General features: G+C 59.0%; 16 protein-coding genes. 10 read left to right on the top strand and 6 right to left on the bottom strand.

What is annotated here, in order from left to right; translation table 11 throughout:
- Positions 1 to 164 precede the first annotated feature (164 nt).
- The 8 genes from GPK42_RS04830 (at position 165) to GPK42_RS04795 (ending at position 7,984) form a co-directional block, all read left to right on the top strand.
- A complete protein-coding gene (locus tag GPK42_RS04830; RefSeq protein ID WP_006234314.1) occupies positions 165 to 869 on the top strand; it encodes a zinc metallopeptidase in 705 nt (234 codons plus the stop codon).
- A gap of 115 nt (positions 870 to 984) precedes the next feature.
- Positions 985 to 2,436: an exodeoxyribonuclease VII large subunit gene (gene xseA / locus GPK42_RS04825; protein WP_338404332.1), complete on the top strand. Its 1,452-nt coding sequence runs from the start codon at positions 985 to 987 to the stop codon at positions 2,434 to 2,436.
- A gap of 42 nt (positions 2,437 to 2,478) precedes the next feature.
- On the top strand, positions 2,479 to 2,745 hold the full coding sequence (gene xseB, locus GPK42_RS04820; RefSeq protein WP_195502953.1) for an exodeoxyribonuclease VII small subunit: 267 nt from the start codon (positions 2,479 to 2,481) through the stop codon (positions 2,743 to 2,745).
- A 49-nt stretch (positions 2,746 to 2,794) separates the two neighbouring features.
- Complete coding sequence (locus tag GPK42_RS04815) at positions 2,795 to 3,130, top strand: histidine triad nucleotide-binding protein (RefSeq protein ID WP_035137921.1); 336 nt, start codon at positions 2,795 to 2,797, stop codon at positions 3,128 to 3,130.
- Positions 3,131 to 3,171: 41 nt separating this feature from the next.
- A complete protein-coding gene (locus GPK42_RS04810) occupies positions 3,172 to 4,062 on the top strand; it encodes a LysR family transcriptional regulator (protein ID WP_215693908.1) in 891 nt (296 codons plus the stop codon).
- A gap of 119 nt (positions 4,063 to 4,181) precedes the next feature.
- Positions 4,182 to 5,342 (top strand): MFS transporter, encoded by a 1,161-nt coding sequence (locus tag GPK42_RS04805; RefSeq protein WP_215693906.1) that lies wholly within the window; start codon positions 4,182 to 4,184, stop codon positions 5,340 to 5,342.
- A 120-nt stretch (positions 5,343 to 5,462) separates the two neighbouring features.
- Positions 5,463 to 6,641: an acetate/propionate family kinase gene (locus GPK42_RS04800; RefSeq protein ID WP_215693904.1), complete on the top strand. Its 1,179-nt coding sequence runs from the start codon at positions 5,463 to 5,465 to the stop codon at positions 6,639 to 6,641.
- A gap of 164 nt (positions 6,642 to 6,805) precedes the next feature.
- Entirely contained in the window at positions 6,806 to 7,984 is a 1,179-nt protein-coding gene (locus tag GPK42_RS04795; protein WP_215693902.1) for an acetate/propionate family kinase, read from the top strand.
- Positions 7,985 to 8,332: 348 nt separating this feature from the next.
- Here GPK42_RS04795 and pta read toward each other — a convergent pair whose 3' ends face one another.
- A complete protein-coding gene (pta, locus tag GPK42_RS04790; protein ID WP_117640338.1) occupies positions 8,333 to 9,313 on the bottom strand; it encodes a phosphate acetyltransferase in 981 nt (326 codons plus the stop codon).
- Between the two features lie 231 nt (positions 9,314 to 9,544).
- On the opposite strand from pta, the gene glf reads away from it, so the two are divergent.
- Both glf and GPK42_RS04780 read left to right on the top strand, forming a co-directional pair.
- Positions 9,545 to 10,747: a UDP-galactopyranose mutase gene (gene glf / locus GPK42_RS04785; RefSeq protein WP_215693900.1), complete on the top strand. Its 1,203-nt coding sequence runs from the start codon at positions 9,545 to 9,547 to the stop codon at positions 10,745 to 10,747.
- Complete coding sequence (locus GPK42_RS04780) at positions 10,740 to 11,771, top strand: glycosyltransferase family 2 protein (protein ID WP_215693898.1); 1,032 nt, start codon at positions 10,740 to 10,742, stop codon at positions 11,769 to 11,771. The genes glf and GPK42_RS04780 overlap by 8 nt, the downstream gene beginning before the upstream one ends.
- Positions 11,772 to 12,147: 376 nt before the next feature.
- On the opposite strand, the gene GPK42_RS04775 is transcribed toward GPK42_RS04780, so the two are convergent.
- The 5 genes from GPK42_RS04775 to ppk1 form a co-directional block, all read right to left on the bottom strand.
- Positions 12,148 to 13,149 carry a P1 family peptidase gene (locus tag GPK42_RS04775; RefSeq protein WP_215693896.1) on the bottom strand — a complete coding sequence of 334 codons (1,002 nt, stop codon included), beginning with the start codon at positions 13,147 to 13,149 and terminating at the stop codon, positions 12,148 to 12,150.
- A 101-nt stretch (positions 13,150 to 13,250) separates the two neighbouring features.
- Positions 13,251 to 13,832, bottom strand: a complete 582-nt coding sequence (locus tag GPK42_RS04770) for a Maf family protein (protein WP_215693894.1) — start codon at positions 13,830 to 13,832, stop codon at positions 13,251 to 13,253.
- Positions 13,829 to 14,371, bottom strand: a complete 543-nt coding sequence (locus GPK42_RS04765; RefSeq protein ID WP_215693892.1) for a DJ-1 family glyoxalase III — start codon at positions 14,369 to 14,371, stop codon at positions 13,829 to 13,831. Before GPK42_RS04765 ends, GPK42_RS04770 begins: the two co-directional genes overlap by 4 nt.
- A gap of 105 nt (positions 14,372 to 14,476) precedes the next feature.
- Complete coding sequence (rlmD, locus tag GPK42_RS04760) at positions 14,477 to 15,805, bottom strand: 23S rRNA (uracil(1939)-C(5))-methyltransferase RlmD (protein WP_215693890.1); 1,329 nt, start codon at positions 15,803 to 15,805, stop codon at positions 14,477 to 14,479.
- Positions 15,806 to 15,903: 98 nt separating this feature from the next.
- Positions 15,904 to 18,312: a polyphosphate kinase 1 gene (gene ppk1, locus GPK42_RS04755; protein WP_215693888.1), complete on the bottom strand. Its 2,409-nt coding sequence runs from the start codon at positions 18,310 to 18,312 to the stop codon at positions 15,904 to 15,906.
- Positions 18,313 to 18,920 lie beyond the last annotated feature (608 nt).

The raw sequence follows: 18,920 nt of genomic DNA, 5'->3' as shown, positions 1-18,920 counted from the left end.
ATTGTCGCAGCCCCGACCCGCGGTCACGAGCGGGGGCTCCTGTCGTTTCCGTGCCCCTGGATTGGGTCATAGTGTCTGACATTGCCAGAACATCGATGTTGATTTGCTGGTCAGTCGAATGGGTAGAATGCCTCCAACGTGTAACTCGATTCGGAGGAATTCGCATGCCTTATTACTATGGATACGGCTTTGGCATCGACCCGCTGTACCTGCTGGTTGTTCTTGTCTGCACGGTGCTTGGCCTTGCCGCACAGAACTATATCAACTCGACGTACAAAACCTGGTCCAAGGTTCGCTCGGACGGCGATACGGGTGCCACAGTCGCTCGCCGCATGCTCGATGCCAACGGTTGTAGCGCCGTGGGTATCAAGGGTGTCGCTGGCGAGCTCACCGACCATTACAACCCGCAGGACAACAACCTGTATCTGTCGGATGCCAACCGTTCGGGCGGTTCGGTCGCAAGCGTTGCCGTCGCCTGCCACGAGGCGGGCCATGCCGCCCAGCGTCAAAGCGGCTATGCCATGATGAAAGTGCGTACCGCCCTCGTGCCGGTCGTCAACTTTACCCAGAACACCTGGACCATCGTGTTACTCTTGGGCCTGTTTATGAACATTGCCGGGCTCACGACCCTCGCGTTGATCTTCTTCTCGTTTAGTGTGCTGTTCCAACTCGTTACGTTGCCTGTCGAGATTGACGCCAGCCGACGTGCTGTGGCGTACATCGAGCAGTCGGGCATGAGCTCCAAGCAGGTCAACGGCGCCAAGAAGGTACTGACGGCAGCCGCGCTTACCTATGTGGCTGCAGCGCTCACTTCGATCATTCAGTTGCTCTACCTTATGGCTCGCTACAACAGAAACTCCAACCGATAACAAATGGGACAGGCAGGCGCCGCGGGGATTCGTGTCCTCGCGGCGCTGTACTATGTGTTGGACTTAATTTCGCACGGGGCCGGAGCCTCTGTGCTCGATAACGAAAGGAGGCTGCGTGGCAGGCTGGAACCTAACCGGTAATGCCGTTTCCGCCGAGTTCGACGGTTCGGACGAGCAAGAGCGCAAGGAGCTCAGCGTGAGCCAGGCGGTGGAAATCGCCGCCGGTGCGCTCGATGCCATTCCGCAGCTGAGCGTCTTGGGCGAGGTCACGGGTTTTCGTGGTCCTAACGCCCGAAGCGGCCACTGCTATTTCCAGATCAAGGACGATTCGGCCGCCGTTGACTGCATCATTTGGAAGGGTGCCTATCTCAAGCGCACGTTCGATCTGCGCGACGGTATGCAGGTGAGCTTTAAGGGCAGCTTCAATCTCTATAAGGCTACGGGCCGCATGAGCTTTGTCGCTCGCTCGTTTTCGCTGGCGGGGGAGGGTCTGCTGCGTCAACAAGTGGCGCAACTGGCCGAAAAGCTACGCCGCGAGGGCCTGATGGACGAAGCGCGCAAACGCCGCATCCCGGTGTTCTGCTCGAGCGTGGCGGTCGTCACCTCGCTTTCGGGTGCCGTAATCGATGACGTCAAGCGCACATTGCGCCGCCGCAACCCACTCGTCGAGCTCGTCTGCGTGGGCGCCAAGGTTCAAGGCGAGGGTGCGCCGACAGAGCTCATTGAGGGCTTGCACCGCGCCGCTTCCATTACGCCGGCGCCGGATTGCATTTTGCTGGTGCGCGGCGGCGGCTCCTTCGAGGACCTCATGACCTTTAACGACGAGGAGCTTGCCCGTGCGGTGGCAGCCTGTCCCGTACCTGTGGTAACGGGTATTGGGCATGAGCCCGATACCTCGATCTGCGACATGGTAAGTGACCGCCGCGCCTCCACGCCCACGGCGGCGGCCGAATCGGTGGCGCCGGCTATGACGGAGTTGGCCGATGTGCTCGAGGCGCGCCATCAGCGTCTGGGTGCCGCGATGGCATCGATGATTGGGTCGAATCAGGTTGATTTGGAGATCATCGATCAGCGTGGACGTCGTGCCTGGGATACCTATACGGCTCGTTTGGGCGACGCGCTCGATGCGGCCGCATGCCGCCCGTGCCTCAACGATCCCACATTTATGGTCGAGCGTCGTGAGTCAGAGCTTGCACTGACTGCCGATCGCCTGTCGGGCGCCATGGTACGCTCGGTCGGAGCTTTCCGATCCAGCTTTGAACGCCTGCCCGAGCGTCTGGTTGCAAGCACCTCGGGACTCGATGGCAAGCACCATGCGCTCACGCTCGCAAGCTCCCGTCTGGAGCATCAGGGACGTACGATGCTCAGCAAGCCCGCATCCGACCTGGGCCGAGCTGCCGCGTCGCTCGATGCCCTGTCGCCGCTCAAGGTGCTTGCCCGTGGCTATTCCATCGCGTACAGCGATGATGGTGTGGCTACGAGCGCCAAGACCTTTAAGCCGGGCGACGCCATCCGCGTGCGTATGGCAGACGGCAACGTGGCGGCAACGGTCGATACGGTCGAGTAGGCCGCGTTTCATAGTGATAGACCTTTAGGAAAGGAAACAGATATGGCAGAGAAGACCCCGGTCGAGCAGCTTACGTACAAGCAGGCCTCGCAGGAGCTGGAGCTCATCATCCGCAGCCTGGAGTCGGGCGATATGGAGCTCGAGGAGTCGCTCGAGAGCTATACCCGCGGCGTCGAGCTCCTCAAGAGCCTGCGCACCCGCCTGTCCGATGCCGAGCAGAAGGTCTCGGTGCTTCTTAAGGACGTCGACGGCAACGACGTGCTCGCCGACGGCGAACCCGCCAACACCGACGACAACCTCTCGTTCTAACCATCCCGACCAAATATAATTACCCTGGTCTGTAAGAAAGGAACCAGCTATGTGTGATTGCATCTTCTGCAAAATTGCCAACCACGAGATCCCCTCGACCGTTGTCTATGAGGACGACCAGGTCATCGCGTTCGACGACCTCAACCCCCAGGCGCCGGTTCACACGCTCGTGATCCCCAAGAAGCACTACAGCGACATCGCCGACAACGTGCCTGCCGAGACCATGGGCGCCATGGCTCACGCCATCCAGGAGGTCGCCAAGGCCAAGGGTCTGGAGGACGGTTTCCGCGTCATCTCCAACAAGGGCGTTAATGCTGGTCAGACCGTCATGCACTTCCACATGCACGTCCTCGGCGGCAAGAACCTGGGCGAGAACCTCATCTGAGGGCGCACAGCCCGTCGCCTTGGCTGCCTTTGGAGTAACCTATGCAGCTTTCTCAACTCGAATACCTTCAAGCGGTAGCGAACTACGGCGGCGTGCGCAAAGCGGCTCGCGCCGTTCACGTGAGCCCACAGGCCGTTTCGTCGGCAATCAAAAAGTTGGAATCTGAGTATCAGATTGTTTTGCTCGACCGATCGGCGGGGGAGGCTGTTTTGTCTCCGGCAGGCAGAGAATTTGCGCGTCGTGCACGCGTGATCCTGGCGCAAGTCGACGATCTCAAAAAGTACGCTCAATCAAGGGACGACGGCGTCTCGCCCGATGGCCACTTTCGTCTTTACGTCCCCTGCCTTCATGGGCGGGGGCGTCTTTTTGCCGAAAACTGGTATGACTCGTTTGAACGCTCTCACCCTCATATTCACCTCGATGTGTGGCATCAGCCAACGGCTACATGCTTTGAGTCGCTTATGCTTGGAATTTCGGACGCGGCCATCTCATTTGAGGAACCAAGGGACAGCGTCCTTTCTTCGAAATACTTGGGTGAAAAGGAGCTCAAGGTTCTTTCGTGTCCAGCGGGTCATCAATCTGTGGGCGCCATGACCATTCGCGAGTTACTGAGCGGCAGGCTCGCTGTTCCCATTAATTTGTCACCCTGTCTCAATGCGATTAACCAATGCCCTGAAGCCCAGCTCGTCAATTTTCGCTTCCGTGATGTTGAATACGGAAGCAGGGCTCAGGCTGAGTTTCTTCAAGCCGGGGGATTGATATTGAGTTTGTCTGGGTCCTCTCTCGCATCGGATGGATCAGAAGTGAGTGAGTGCTCCATTGAAGCCTCGCATGACGTGGCCTTGCCCATCTATTTTTGCTATCGACAAAATGCCTGGACCGATCGACACCAGACGGTTTTTCTGCACCTATTGCGTCATCTTGCTTCGTGAAATTAATTGGCTTCGAGACGTCAAGTGATTATTGACGCCTTGTAACACATAGCTGACAGCTTTGCCCTCATGCTTTTCCAAGATTCTGATTTAGATTGCTGGCTCTTGGAGGGCGGAGCATGAAAAACCGTACGGTTTTGCTTTATATGACGTTCGTTTTTCTGTCGAACTTCAGCACCATTTTGTATTTTCTGACGGTTTACCTTGAATTCGTCGGATTCTCGATGGTAGCGATTTCTAGCATGATGATTGCATACCAAGTGAGTAAGTTCATCCTTGAAGTTCCCACTGGCTATATTGCTGATAGGTTTGGACGAAAGACAAGCGGTCTCGTTGGCGTCGTTGGGATGCTTGGATACTACGCCGCCCTGCTTCTCGTCCGTTCTCCTCTGCTTTTAATCGGCGCGTTTGCTCTCAAAGGATTTGCAGTTGCATGTGTGAGCGGATCCATAGAAGCGATCTACATTGACAGCGTCTCTCAGGACCAGCTCGTAAGACTTAATGTCGTTGAGCGATTTGTTTTCTATGCCTCTTATGCCATCTCCGCTTGCGTGGGCGGTTTCATTTCGTCTGTCGGTGCATATCTCATTGGTCTTTCGGCAGATATCATCGCAATGGTGTTGACGTTGGTTGTCGTTGTCTGCATTCCCGAGATGCGAAGAGGGGACACTGCAGCGACGCCTAAGCGTGGAATTAGCCCGAAGATGATCGGTGCCGCTATTGCGCGTAACGGCATTCTTCGTTCAGCGTTCATCATGGACTGCTCTCAGGCATTTGCTTTTGTCGCCCTGGAAGACTTTTTCTCACTGTTGCTTGCGGGTCGCGGAATGAATGCCGTCGCTTCGGGTGTGATCATTGCGGTCCAGCTCCTTGCCTCGGCCTCCATGGGGCTTATTGTGCCCAGTGTGATTGCTCATGTCGACAAGGGCCGTTTTGCGCGTATTTGCGGCATCGTGCGCCTTTCCCTGACTGCCCTGTTTTTGATTCCCTTTACTCCGGTCTATTTGCTGCCCGTGTTCTATGTGCTGCAGACGGTCGCTTACTCGTTATTTGCGCCAATTAAATACTCAATTTTTCAAAATGCTGTCGATTCTTCGATGCGCTGTTCACTAATTTCGGTCCAAAGCCAGATGGTGGCGGTGGGCGCTATCCTTTTCTATCTGTTCAATGCTGCGTTGAACAGCATCGCGGGCATTCGAGTCATATTGCTTGTAGCGCTCGGGATATCTTCTTTGGTGTATATCCCCGCGCTCTTTCGTCTTACAAGTCAAAGGCCATGAGTATTTGGGCACCGATAACTTATATATCAACGCAATAAACCCGAGCGCGAGGGCGTTTGGGTTTATTATTGAAGCGTATGTAACCTGGCGGCGCCACACCGCCTGTTAGTAGGGAGACACATGAACGTTCTGGTCGTCAACGCAGGATCTTCGACCCTTAAGTATCAGGTCATCGATACCAAGTCCCACAAGGTGTCCGCAAAGGGCTCCTGCGAGCGCGTCTGCTTTACCGGCGGTACTTTCACCCACGCTGCCAACGGTTCCAAGAAGGTGACCGAGAACATCGAGTTCCCCGACCACAAGGTCGCCATCGAGGTCGTCCTGAAGGACCTCGAGGCCAACGGCGTCAAGATCGAGGGCATCGGCCACCGCATCGTTCAGGGCGGTTGGTACTTCGGCGATTCCTCCCTCGTCGACGAGGACGTTCTCGCCAAGATCCGCGAGGTCGCCCCGCTCGCTCCGCTGCACAACAACCCCGAGGCCAACGTTATCGAGTACTGCCTCGAGCAGTATCCCGACCTGCCCAACGTCACGGTCTACGACACTGCTTTCCACTTCAACATGCCCGAGGTCGCCAAGACTTACGCCCTGCCCAAGGACGTCTGCGACAAGCTGCACATTCGTAAGTACGGCGCCCACGGCACCAGCTACCGCTACATCTCCAAGAAGGTTGCCGAGATGACCAACGGCGAGGCTCGCAAGGTCGTCGTGTGCCATATCGGCTCCGGCGCTTCCCTGTGCGCCATCGAGGACGGCAAGTGCATGGACACCACCATGGGCCTCACCCCGCTCGACGGCGTCATGATGGGCACCCGCTGCGGCTCCATCGACCCGGCTACCGTGTGCTACCTGCAGCGCGAGGGTGGCTACACCTTCGACGAGGTCGACGAGATGATGAACAAGAAATCCGGTCTTTTGGCTGTGACCGGCGGCAAGACCAACGACTGCCGCAACGTCGAGGAGCTCGCCGCCGCTGGTGACCCCGATGCTCAGCTCGCCTTCGACATGTTTGTCTACAAGATTGCCGCCAAGGCTGCCGAGATGGCTACTTCTATGTGCGGTATGGACACCCTGGTCTTTACTGCCGGCATCGGCGAGCACGCTCCGGCTGTCCGCGCTGGCGTGGCCGACCGTCTGGCCTTTATGGGCGTCAAGATGGATCATGCCCGCAACGCCCTGCGTGGCGACGGCGCTTGGTGCCTGTCCGCCAAGGATTCCAAGGTCAAGATTTTCGTCATCCCCACGGACGAGGAGTTCATGATCGCTTCCGACGTCGAGCGCATCGTCAGCGGCAAGTAATTGATGCAAGGGGAGGGGACTGGATGGCCTTGTGCCGTTCAGCCCCCTTTTATGCTCTTTGGGCGAAGAGTTTAATAGATATTTATTGAATTCTGATAACTTCTTATTAAGGGTACGGCCGCCCTATGGGTTTGCCGACCGTACTGTAATCACGAAGGAGTCTCATGAACGTACTTGTTGTCAACGCCGGCAGCTCGAGCCTTAAATATCAGCTTTTGGATACCGATACCCGCGAGGTTTTCGCCAAGGGCAACTGCGAGCGTATCGGCTCGGAGATGGGCATCTTTGGCCACTCCGAGAACGGTGGCGCCAAGCAGACCGAGGAGGCTCCCTTCCCCGATCATCGCTCTGCTATCGCTCGCGTGCTCGAGGAGCTTGAGAAGACCGACTTTACAATCGATGGCATCGGCCACCGTATCGTTCAGGGTGGCTGGCACTTCGATGATTCTGCGGTCGTCGACGACGAGGTCATGGCTAAGATCCTTGAGGTGGCCCCGCTCGCCCCGCTGCACAATTACGGCGAGGCCGCGGCAATCGAATATTGCCGCGAGAAGTATCCGGAGCTGCCCAACGTGGCCGTCTTCGACACCTCGTTCCACATGACCATGCCCGAGGTCGCCTACACCTACGCCCTGCCCAAGGACGTGTGCGACAAGTACCACGTGCGCAAGTACGGCGCGCACGGTACGAGCCACCGTTACGAGTGGATGATGGCCAAGGAAATCCTGGGCTCGCGCTGCCATCGCCTGCTTTCGTGCCATCTGGGCAACGGTGCTTCGCTTGCCGCCATTGAGGACGGCGTGTGCCGCGACACCACGATGGGCCTCACGCCGCTTGACGGCCTGATGATGGGCACCCGTTGTGGTTCCATTGACCCGGCCACCGTGTGCTATCTTCAGCGCGAGGGCGGCTACAGCTACCAGGAAGTCGATGACATGATGAACAAGCAGTCCGGTCTGCTTGCCATCTCGGGCATCTCCAACGATGCCCGCGACATCCGTACGCGCGCCTCCGAGGGAGACGAGCGCTGCCTGCTCGCCTTCGATATGTTCGCCTACAAGGCCATGCAGCAGGCCGGTTCCATGATTGCTTCCATGGCGGGCGTGGATACCATCACCTTTACCGCTGGCATCGGCGAGAACGACTGGTCGATCCGCAAGGCCTTCTGCGACTGCTTTGAGTGGCTGGGCGTGCGCATCGATAACAACAAGAACCGCGAGGCCGTGGGCTACGGTCCGCAGGTCATCAGCGCCGCCGGCTCTTCCGTCACGGTCATGGTCATCCCCACAGACGAGGAATACATGATCGCCCACGACGTCGAGCGTCTGACCAAGAACAACTAACGCACGCATTTGCAAGTAAACGAAAGGCCTCCAGAGCAACAGCTCCGGAGGCCTTTTTGCTAGCAAGTGGAAATCCGAGTCCCAAAGTGATCGGCACCAGCAACGTCTGCACTTTCAGCAACGACACCCATCCGTTCAGATTTTCAGACCCAGCTCGTAGCCAAGCCGCCGTCCACTCCAGATGCCCTGATTGCAACGTAGCGGCAGGGACCCTACAGGGTAAAGCTCTGAAAACTATCCGCAGGACGCATGAAACCCCCGCCGCACGAAGTGCGCAGCGGGGGTTTCATGCATGTCCGAGGACGTTTTCAGGGCTTTACCCTGTAGGGCCCCGAGGGGATATGTCAGCTACTCAGCCATCTGAGCCTGGACGGCGGTGATGGCCACGACACCCACGATGTCGTCGGCAGAGCAGCCGCGCGACAGGTCGTTGACCGGCTTGGCGATGCCCTGCAGGATGGGGCCGTAGGCGTCAGCGCCGGCGAAGCGCTGGACCAGCTTGTAGCCGATGTTGCCGGCCTCGAGGTCGGGGAACACGAGCACGTTGGCCTTACCGGCGACGGAGGAGCCGGGAGCCTTGAGCTGGGCGACGGTGGGGACGATAGCGGCATCGAGCTGCAGGTCGCCGTCGATGGCGAGCTCGGGAGCCTTCTCCTTGCAGAACTTCACAGCCTCCTGGACCTTCTTGGCGACCTCGCCACCGGCGGAGCCCATGGTGGAGTAGGAGAGCATGGCCACGTGCGGCTCAACGTTACCCATGAAGGTGGACCAAGAGTGAGCGGAGGCGATGGCGATCTCGGAGAGCTCGTCAGAAGACGGATTGATGTTGAGGCCGCAGTCGGCGAAGATCAGCGTGCCGTCGGTACCGAACTGCGGGGTGTCGGTGCACATCACGAAGAAGGCCGAGACCAGTTTGGTGCCCGGGGCGGTCTTGAGGATCTGAAGCGCGGGGCGCAGGGTGTCGGCGGTGGAGTGGCAGGCGCCGGAGACCAGGCCGTCGGCGTCGCCCATCTTGACCATCATGGTGCCAAAGTAGGTGGCGTCCATCACCTGGGCGCGAGCCTGCTCGATGGTGACACCCTTCTTGGCGCGGAGCTCGGCAAACTTCTGCGCGTACTCCTCATGCTTTTCGGCATTGCGCGGGTCGATGACGGTAGCGCCGGGAACGTCGATCTCGTCGGGGTTGCCCAGGATGACGAGCTTTGCCAGGCCTTCCTCGATGATCTTGTTGGCCGCGACGATGGTGCGCGGATCCTCGCCCTCGGGCAGGACGATCGTCTTAAGGTCGGCCTTGGCGGCAGACTTCATACGGTTAAGGAAATCGCTCATGTTACTCCTTACAAGCGTTTCACTAAGCTCCAGGCGCCCGGCTGTTCACGAATAAACCCGCTGCTAGCGGGTTTACCTTTCAATAATGTACGCCGCGGTGCTTGAGCTTTCCTTGTGTGGCAAGCTCATTATAGGACGCATTAGCGCTATAATCGCTCTGATAAATATGTCTCGAAGAATGTTCGAGAAAAGCCCAGCTAACGAGCACGTGGCTTTTGACAAGGAGTATCGATGCAGATTACCTCAGGCCTGCCTGAAGGCTTTAATTCCGGTGCGTACGACATGATTGTTGTCGGTGCCGGTTATGCCGGTGCCGTTTGCGCCCGCCGTCTTGCCGAAACTATCGGCTATCGTGTTGCCGTTTTGGAGCGCCGTAGCCACATTGCGGGCAATGCCTTCGACTGCACTGACGAGGCGGGAATCCTGGTCCACGAGTATGGTCCGCACATCTACCATACCTTTAACGAGCGCGTCCACAATTTCCTGTCGCGCTTTACCAAGTGGACGGACTACCAGCACAAGGTGCTCGCCAACATCAACGGTACCCTTATGCCCGTGCCCTTTAACCATGCGAGCCTCAAGCTCGCCTTTGGCGATGAGCGCGGCGAGGAACTGTACCAAAAGCTCGTGGAGACCTTTGGCAAGGATGTCAAGGTGCCCATTATGGAGCTGCGCAAGAAGAACGACCCGGATCTTGCCGAGGTCGCCGATTACGTCTACGAGAACGTCTTTTTGCATTACACCATGAAGCAGTGGGGCCAGACGCCCGATCAGATCGACCCTTCGATCACCGGCCGCGTCCCCGTCTTTGTGGGCGATGACGATCGCTACTTCCCGCAGGCTCCTTTCCAGGGCATGCCGCAGGACGGCTATACCGCGCTGTTCGAGCATATGCTCGATCACGATCTGATCGACGTATTCTGCGACGTGGACGCCCGCGACCTCTTCGAGATCGACGAGACTACCGTCAAGATCGACGGCAAGGTCTATGGCGGCGAGATCGTCTACACCGGTCCACTCGACGAACTGTTCAACCTCGATCTGGGCGCGCTGCCGTACCGCACGCTCGACATGAAGTTCGAGACGCTCGATATGGATCAGTTCCAGCCCGTGGGCACCGTCAACTACACCACGAGCGAGGACTATACGCGCATTACCGAGTTCAAGAACATGACTGGTCAGGTCCTGCCCGGCAAGACCACCATCATGAAGGAGTACTCCAAGGCCTATACGCCCGGCTCGGGCGAGACGCCGTACTACGCTATCCTGGAGCCCGAGAACCGTGAGCTCTACGAGCGCTATCTTGAGCGTGTCCAGAACCTGACGAACTTCCACCCGGTGGGTCGTCTGGCCGAGTATCGTTACTACGATATGGACGCCGTGACCAATTCTGCCCTCGATCTTTCGGATGAGATTATCGCCTGCCATGCATAAAGTCATAACATTCGGTATTCCCTCGTATAACGCCGCCAAGGACATGGACCATTGCATCACTTCCATCTTGGAGGGGAGCAATTACGCCACCGATATCGAGATTATTGTGGTGGACGACGGCTCCAAGGACGAGACGGCCGCCAAGGCCGACGAGTGGGAGGCCCGTTATCCTGGAATCATCCGCGCGGTTCACCAGGAGAACGGCGGCCACGGTATTGCCGTCCTTTCGGGTCTGCGTGAGGCGCAGGGCACCTACTACAAGGTTGTCGACTCGGACGACTGGCTCGACGGTGCGGCGCTTTCGACCATGCTGTCGATTCTGCGTGGCTTTGAGGAGCGCGACCAGCGCGTCGACCTGTTTATCTCGAACTACGTGTACGAGAAGGTTTACGAGGGCACGCATACCGCTATTGGCTACAAGTTTGCCCTGCCGCGCAAAAAGATTTTCTCTTGGGACCAGATCGGACACTTCCGTCCCGATCAGAACCTGCTCATGCACAGTCTGTGCTATCGCACCGATGTGCTGCGCGAGTCCAATCTGCCTATGCCGGCACACACGTTCTACGTGGATAATATCTACGCATACGTGCCGCTGCCGCGCTGCAAGACCATGTACTACGCCGACATCGACCTCTATCGCTACTTTATCGGTCGCGAGGGCCAGAGCGTCAATGAGGCCACGATGGTCAAGCGCCTGGGTCAGCAGTTCCGCGTAACGCGCATCATGATGGAATCGTTCCACCTGTACCAGGACGTTGAGTCCTCGCGTCTGCGTTCGTACATGATGGGCTACTTCACCATGATGATGGCGATTTGCTCGGTACTCACCAAGCTTTCCGAGGAAGATTGTGCCGATGAGCGTCTGAAGACGCTGTGGAAGGACCTGAAGGAGTACGACGAGCGCATGTATCGTCGCGCTCGCTACGGCGTGGTCGGATTCTTTACCAACCTGCGCGGTCGAGCCGGTGATAAAACCACACTCGGCCTATACCGTCTTGCCTCAAAGATCTTCAAATTCAACTAGCTGCTGAGTAATCGCTGCTGATAGGTTGACTGGGCCCCTTGGCCTTTAGTTTGCTACTGCGAACAGTCCTGCTCGCACGGAAAGCACATTAAGTGCTTTCCGGCTCGTGCGGAACTTGTATCAAACTAAAGGCCAAGGGGCCTCTGCCATAAGAATCGATTGTCAGGCTGCCTGAATTTGAAGATCTTAGACGCGCGGTACACAGGGGCCTGGGCTGAAAAGATCTTAGTTGGTAGTCGGTCGGAGACGGGCGGGCGTTACGTTTGTCGCGAGTTCCGCATGCAAAGAAGGCCACTTAATGTGGCCTTCGTCTTGCATAGGACTGTAGAGCAGCAAACGTAACGCCCGCCCGTCTCCGACCGACGGTCGAGTGAGGCTACTTCGCGGCGCCGGGGATGCCGTGGGAGGTTTTGGCGGTTTTTGCTCCGTTTACGATGGCGGTCTGTAAGGCCCTTACGGCGAGCATGCCCAGCAGGTCTAGGGGAACGGCGGCGCTTGCCTGGGCACCCAGTTTGCCGCTGGCGAGGGTGTAGATGGTGTCGCCGTCGTTGGTGGTGTGCGTGGGGCGGATGGCGTGCGCATAGGCGTCTGCTGCCATCTGGGAGACCTTGGTAGCCTGCGCCTTGGTGAGCTCCACGTTGGTGACGATGCAGCTGATGGTGGTGTTGGTGCGGTCGAGCGGCATCTGCATAGAACCGGCGGCGGCAAAGGCTGCGAGCTCCATGTCGACGATCTGGTCGCTATCTGCTGCAGCGCGCATTCCGGCGACCCATTCACCGGTGAAGGGGTCGACGACATTGCCGCAGGCGTTGACCGAGACCACGGCGCCCACCTTAACAGGGCCGAGTGCCACGGCGGCGGCGCCAAGGCCGGCCTTCATGCAGGTGGCGGGGCCCATGAGCTTGCCCACGGTGGCGCCGGTGCCGGCGCCTACATTGCCCTGCTCGAGCGTGGTGGGGGTGTTGTCGAGCGCCTCGCGCACGGCAGAGATGCCAGCCTCAATGTCGGGGCGCACGGTGGGGTCGCCATAGGCGAGGTCGAAGATGCAGCTGGAGCACACGATGGGCACCTGCGTGGGGCCGACGGGAAGGCCGATGCCGCGGCTCTCGAGCTCGCGGGCGACGCCGCTTGCGGCCTCCAGACCAAAGGCCGATCCACCCGAAAGGCAGACGGCGTGGACTTTGTCCACGGTGTTCTCGGGACGCAGCAGGTCGGTCTCGCGCGATGCCGGGGCACCGCCGCGAACGTCAACACCGCCGGTGGCGCCCTCGGGTGCCACGATTACGGTGCAACCGGTGCCGGCCTCCTCGTCCGTATAGTTGCCAAAGCAAAAGCCATCGACATCGCAAACGTCAATGGCCTCAAGCAGTGTATCCATGTTTTACTCCTATCGGTTTTCCGCCGGGCCTTATGCCCGGTCGGGATCCGTACGGTACGCCGAAATTGTAGGCGCTGGGGGATACCCAGCGCCAGATGCAATTACGATAGTTTTTGAATCGCGCGCGCGACGCGAGCGACGGGCAGGCCCACCACGTTGTAGAAGTCGCCCGAAATATCATGCACGAGCATGCGCCCGCCGACGCCCTGGATGCCGTAGGCGCCGGCTTTGTCCATGGGCTCGCCTGAGGCGACGTAGCGCTCAATCTGCTCGTCGGTGAGCTCATAGAACGTCACGTCGGTCACATCGACAAACGACAGGCTCTCGGCGGCGTGCGGGGCTGTGACGTCTCCGGCTCTAACGATGCAGACGCCGGTTGCGACCTGGTGTGTGCGCCCCGAGAGCTCGTGGAGCATGGTGCGGGCTTCATCCTCGTTTGCCGGCTTGCCCAAAAGCTTGCCATCGAAGGTGACGATGGTGTCGGCCGCGATGGTCAGCTCATTGGGCTCGGCGTGCTCGGCGGCAACGGCGGTAGCCTTGGCGCGAGCTAAGCGCTCGACAAGCGTAAGCGGGGCCTCGTCATCAAAAGGAGTCTCGTCGATGTCAGCGGGAATGACGCGGATGTCGTAGCCCGCTTCGCGCATGAGCTCGATGCGGCGCGGTGATTGCGAAGCCAAAATCATAGCTGAATGCCCTCGGCGACTTTCTCGACGGCCTTGTCGCCGGCGAGCGTACGCAGCAGCTCAAGCGCAAAGGGGAGCGACTGGGCCATGCCGCTGGCGGTGATGATGTTGCCGTCGTGCGTGACCTTGTCGCCGGTATAGGCGCCCTCGGGGAAACTCTTCTCAAAGCCGGGGAAGCATGTGGCGTGGCGTCCCTCGAGCAGGTCAAGCTCGCCCAGGATAAACGGGGCGGCGCAGATGGCGGCAACATGCTTGGTCGCGGCGAACTCGCAGACTACATCGCAGACGCGCTGGTCGGCGCGCAGGTTGGTGGCGCCGGGCAGGCCGCCGGGCAGCACGACGCAGTCGTACTCATCAAAGTTAATCTCGTCAAAGAGTGCGTCGCAGGTCACGGGGATCTGCAGCGAGCTTACGACCTCACGCGTGGGCATGATCGAGACGAGCGTGGCACGCACGCCGCCGCGACGCATGACATCGATCATGGTCAAGCACTCAATAGTTTCAAAGCCATCGGCGGCGAGAACGGCAACGCTGGGCATGAGGGTTCCTTTCATAGGCGGCATACAATTAGCCGTCTTATACCCCGAAGACCTCCGCTTGCCACGCTCGATTTCCCAATGATTTTCTGAGCAATGATTAAGCGGCTAGTTGCGCCTAAGGTGGACGACGGTCTCGCAGTGGAAGGTTTGTGGGAACAGGTCGACTGGCGTGATCTTTACGGGGGAGAAGGTGCCTTCTTCGACAAAGCGTTTGAGATCGCGCGCCAGGGTGGCCGGGTCGCAGCTCACGTAGGCGACATCGCGGGCACTCGTGCTGGCGATAAGGCCGATCGCCTCGGGGGCGAGGCCTGCGCGCGGCGGGTCGACCACCAAGATGTCGGCATCCTGGTCGGGGAACTCGCGCACCGCGTCTCCGCCAATGACGTCGACGTTATCAAGCTTGTTGATTTCCAGGTTACGGCGTAGATCGCGCACGGCGGGGCCGTAGGCCTCGACGGCAGCGACAAAGTCGCAGCGGCGGGCGAGCGGCAGGGTAAAGGTGCCGGCACCGCAGTACAGGTCCACGGCAAGCTCGTCTTCCTGCGGGTCGAGCGCTTCCATGACAAGATCGATCAAAATCTCGGCACCCTTGGTGTTGACCTGGAAAAAAGACGGGGCAGACAAGCGCATCTGACCCTCGGCGATATTCTCGGTCCATGAGCCCTCTCCGGCGAGCATTTCGACCTTGGAGACACGGCGGGCTTTCTTTTCGCCCTTGCTCATCACGCGCACGATGCTCGTGGGATGAGCGGCGTCCGCCAGCACGCGGGAGACCTGCGAGCGCGGAAAAAAGCCTGTGGGCGTCCAAAGCGCGACCTCGAGTGCCTTGGTGCGACGCGAGGCACGAATGCCCACGCGCTCGAGGCCCAGGTCGTGGCTGCCGCTCAGATAGTTGAGCGCGCCGACGACCGATTTGAGCGCCTTCGGGAAGCGCTTATCGAACAGCGGGCACGTATCGACGGTCACGATTTTGCTGGGGTCGACACCGTGCATGCCAAGGCGCACGCGACCGTTGACGACGGTCGGTTCGAGCTCGATTTTATTGCGGTAGCCCCAGTCGTCCTTGGTGTGGCAGATGGGCTGTACCAACTCATCGACCTGCTCAGGAGCGAACTTGCCGATGCGCTCGAGCGTGGAGCGCAGGTTTTGCTCCTTGGCGGCGAGCTGTGCCGTGCGTGAGAGATTGCCCCACGAACAACCGCCGCAGATGCCAACGAAGGGGCAGGGGGGCTGAATGCGATCGGGGCTCGGCTCCAGAATCTCGGTCGTGCGGGCGCGCATGAACGACTTGCCGTCCTGTACGACCTCGGCCTCGACGGTGTCGCCTGCCACGGCGCCCTGCACAAAGACGGCCTTGCCGTTGTCGGCGTGCGCCAGCCCGTCGGCGCCGTAGGTCATCGATTCTATAGTGAGCTTCATATCCCTGCCTGTCATTCGTGTTGTTGCTCGCACCATGGTAGCAGGGAAAAGCGCCCCGCATCCGAGGCTTTCCTCAAATGCGGGGCGCTTCTACAAACTGCTTCTACAAACGACTATTTCGTCTTGCCGGTAATGAGCGTCTTAAGACCCAGGCCGATCAGGCCCAGGCCCATGCGCACACGACCGGGGCGATGGCGCTCGATGGCCTTGGTCTTGCCGGCGGGCTTATCGCGACGGGCGCTCGTCTCGGGTGCGGGCTTAGCTGCCTGCGGCTCGGGCTGAGGTGCAGGTGCGGGCTCGGGCTCAATGACGGTCGCCTGGACCTTCTGAACCTCGGGTGTGGCCGGCTGCGGCTTAGGAGCAGGGGCGGGCTTTGCCTCAATGACGGGCTCGGGCGCGGCCTCGGCGTTGCGATAGGCACGCTCCAGTAGAGCTTCCTGCGAGTTGAAGGGTTTCTCACCCTCTGCACGCTCCACGGGGACCCAGGTGCCGTCGCTCGTGAGGCTGCGGGCCTTCACGTTGTCCCGCAGCTGCATGCCCATATACTCGTGCACTAGGGCGCGGCAGGTGGGGTCGAGCACGGGGAAGGCGATCTCCACGCGGTGCTCGGTGTTGCGCGTCATCATGTCTGCCGAGCTCAGGTAAATCATGTCCGAGTCCACGCCGAAAGCATAGACGCGCGCGTGCTCCAAAAAGCGTCCGACGATGGAGCGGACATGCACGTTCTCGGTCTTGCCCGGAATACCGGGCTTGAGGCACGAGATGCCGCGGATGATCATGTCTACGCGCACGCCGGCACACGATGCCTCGGCGATCTTGTCGATGACCTCGCGGTCGGTCAGCGAGTTGAGCTTAAAGAACACGCGGGCGGGCTCGCCGGCAAGGGCGCGCTGAATCTCGCGGTCAAGCCCGCGCATGATGAGCGGTTTCAGTCCGACGGGCGCCACACCCAGGAAGCGGTAGTCGCCGCGCAGGTTGCCCAGCGACAGATTGCGGAAGAACAGGTTGGCGTCTTCACCGATGCCGGGATGGGCTGTCATGAGCATAAAGTCGCTGTAGAGTTTGGCCGTCTTCTCGTTAAAGTTGCCGGTGCCCAAAAGCGTGAGGCGGGTGAGCGCCATGCCCTCGCGATAGGTGAGCTGGCAGATCTTTGAGTGGCATTTAAAGCCCTCGGAACCATAGATGACGGTGCAGCCCGCCTCTTCCAGACGCTCGGCCCACTCGATGTTGTTCTGCTCGTCAAAGCGGGCACGAAGTTCCATGAGCACCGTGACCTCTTTGCCGTTCTCGGCAGCATCGATCAGCGACTCGCACAGGCGGCTCTGCTTGGCCACGCGGTAGAGTGTGATGCGCAGCGAGATGCACTCGGGGTCGTAGGCGGCCTCGTGCACCAGATCCAGGAAGGGGTTCATGGCCTCGTAGGGATAAAAGAGCAGCTTGTCGCCCTGCAGCACCTGTTCGCGGATGGAGCGGGTCATATCGATGGTGGGGTTGGGCTGCGGCTTAAACGGCGTAAAGAGGAGCTCGTTGCGCAGGTGCTCGGGAATCTTGCCCTCAATGCCAAAGACGTAGCCCAGGTCGAGCGGGATATCGCAGGTAAAGACCGAGCGGCGCGAAAGCTCGAGCGCCTTGCGGATGGTCTTGAGCGTCGCCTTCTCGAGCGACCCCGAGACCGCGAGCACAACCGGCTGCAGACGCAGGCGCTTCTTGAGAATGCGCTTCATGTGCTGGCGGTAGTCCTCTTCCTCTTCGACGCCCTCGCCGTCCGGATCGATGTCGGCGTTGCGGGTGACTCGGATGAGCGCGCGGTCGAGTGGCTTGTAGGAGCCAAAGCAGCTGTCCAGGCAGGCGAGGATGACATCCTCGAGCAAGATGTAGGAGTAGGTGCCGGTGGGCGAGGGGATCTCGACCACGCGGTTCATCGAGGCGGGAATCTCGATCAGGCCCAGCAGGCTCTCCTCGTCGGTGATGCCGTCCAGGCCACAAGCCAGATAGAGTGCGCCGTTGCGCAGGTTGGGGAAGGGATGGCGCGGGTCAATGACCAACGGTGAGATAACCGGCGACACGTAGGCCTGGAAGTAGCGGGTTACAAAGGTGCGCTCCTCGGGCGTAAGCGAATCGATTTGCGCGCGGTGAACGCCCAGAGTGTCGAGATTGCCCTCGATGCTCTTAAAGATGGACTCCCAACGGGTAAGGAGCCCGGGCAGCTCGGCCATGACAGCGTCGACCTGTTCGGAGGCGGTCATATTGCTCTTGTTGTCGACAGGCTGTTTTTTGAGCTCGGCAAGGTCGGACAGGCCACCCACGCGCACCATAAGGAACTCATCGAGGTTTGACTCGAAAATCGATACGAACTTTAGACGCTCGAACAGCGGAACGGTCTCATCGAAGGCTTCGTCAAGCACGCGGTTGTCAAAGCGCAGCCAGCTAAGCTCTCGGTTTTGCGTGTACGAGAAGTCGCGCGGCGGTTTGCGCAGCTTTGCGGCGGCTTGCTTCTTTTCGATTTTGCTCGGCATATGCATCTGTCCGTTCAGTCCCCGTAGGGGACGGTAGCCTAACTCTAATTCACTATTGTCTCAATTTAGTCGACCGCTGGCACGGACGTATCGCGTGAACGGTATCTTTACCTACTTCTTACGCTGCCAAGGCATGCAACTAACTGTCCAACTCGTTTGGAAACAATCTATATCCATACTCAACTGGTGAGGATGTATGAATAAGAATGATTGCGAGCTGAATATAATCGAATCCAAATTGATTCATGGACAAACGACATATATATGCAGAAAACCGTTTTATCTATGCAATTCCTAAACATGAAAATATTTGTGCAATCTAGCTTAATTCCTTAGAAATAAGAACATTTACCTTTGAAAACCTGCTTTAGAGAACCGAAGTGCATCATGGGGGAATCATATGCGATATACCGTTCATCGCACTTTGCTGACCGTTCGGGGGCGAGGTGGAATTGCAGGTGGTATTTGGATATAACTAGAGCTGTCAGCAAGCAGCGTCCCATACGGAGGGGCGCTGATACATTCGGCCAGTAAGGCCCGAAAGAAAGGTAGGAGGCCATGACGAAAGGTCTGCACGTGCCTTCCGAGATCGGCAAGCTCAGGAAGGTCTGCCT

Source organism: Collinsella aerofaciens, from assembly GCF_018785265.1.
Lineage (GTDB): Bacteria > Actinomycetota > Coriobacteriia > Coriobacteriales > Coriobacteriaceae > Collinsella > Collinsella aerofaciens_AI.
Note: the sequence above shows the minus strand (reverse complement) of the source record. Positions and strands in the feature narration are given on the sequence as shown.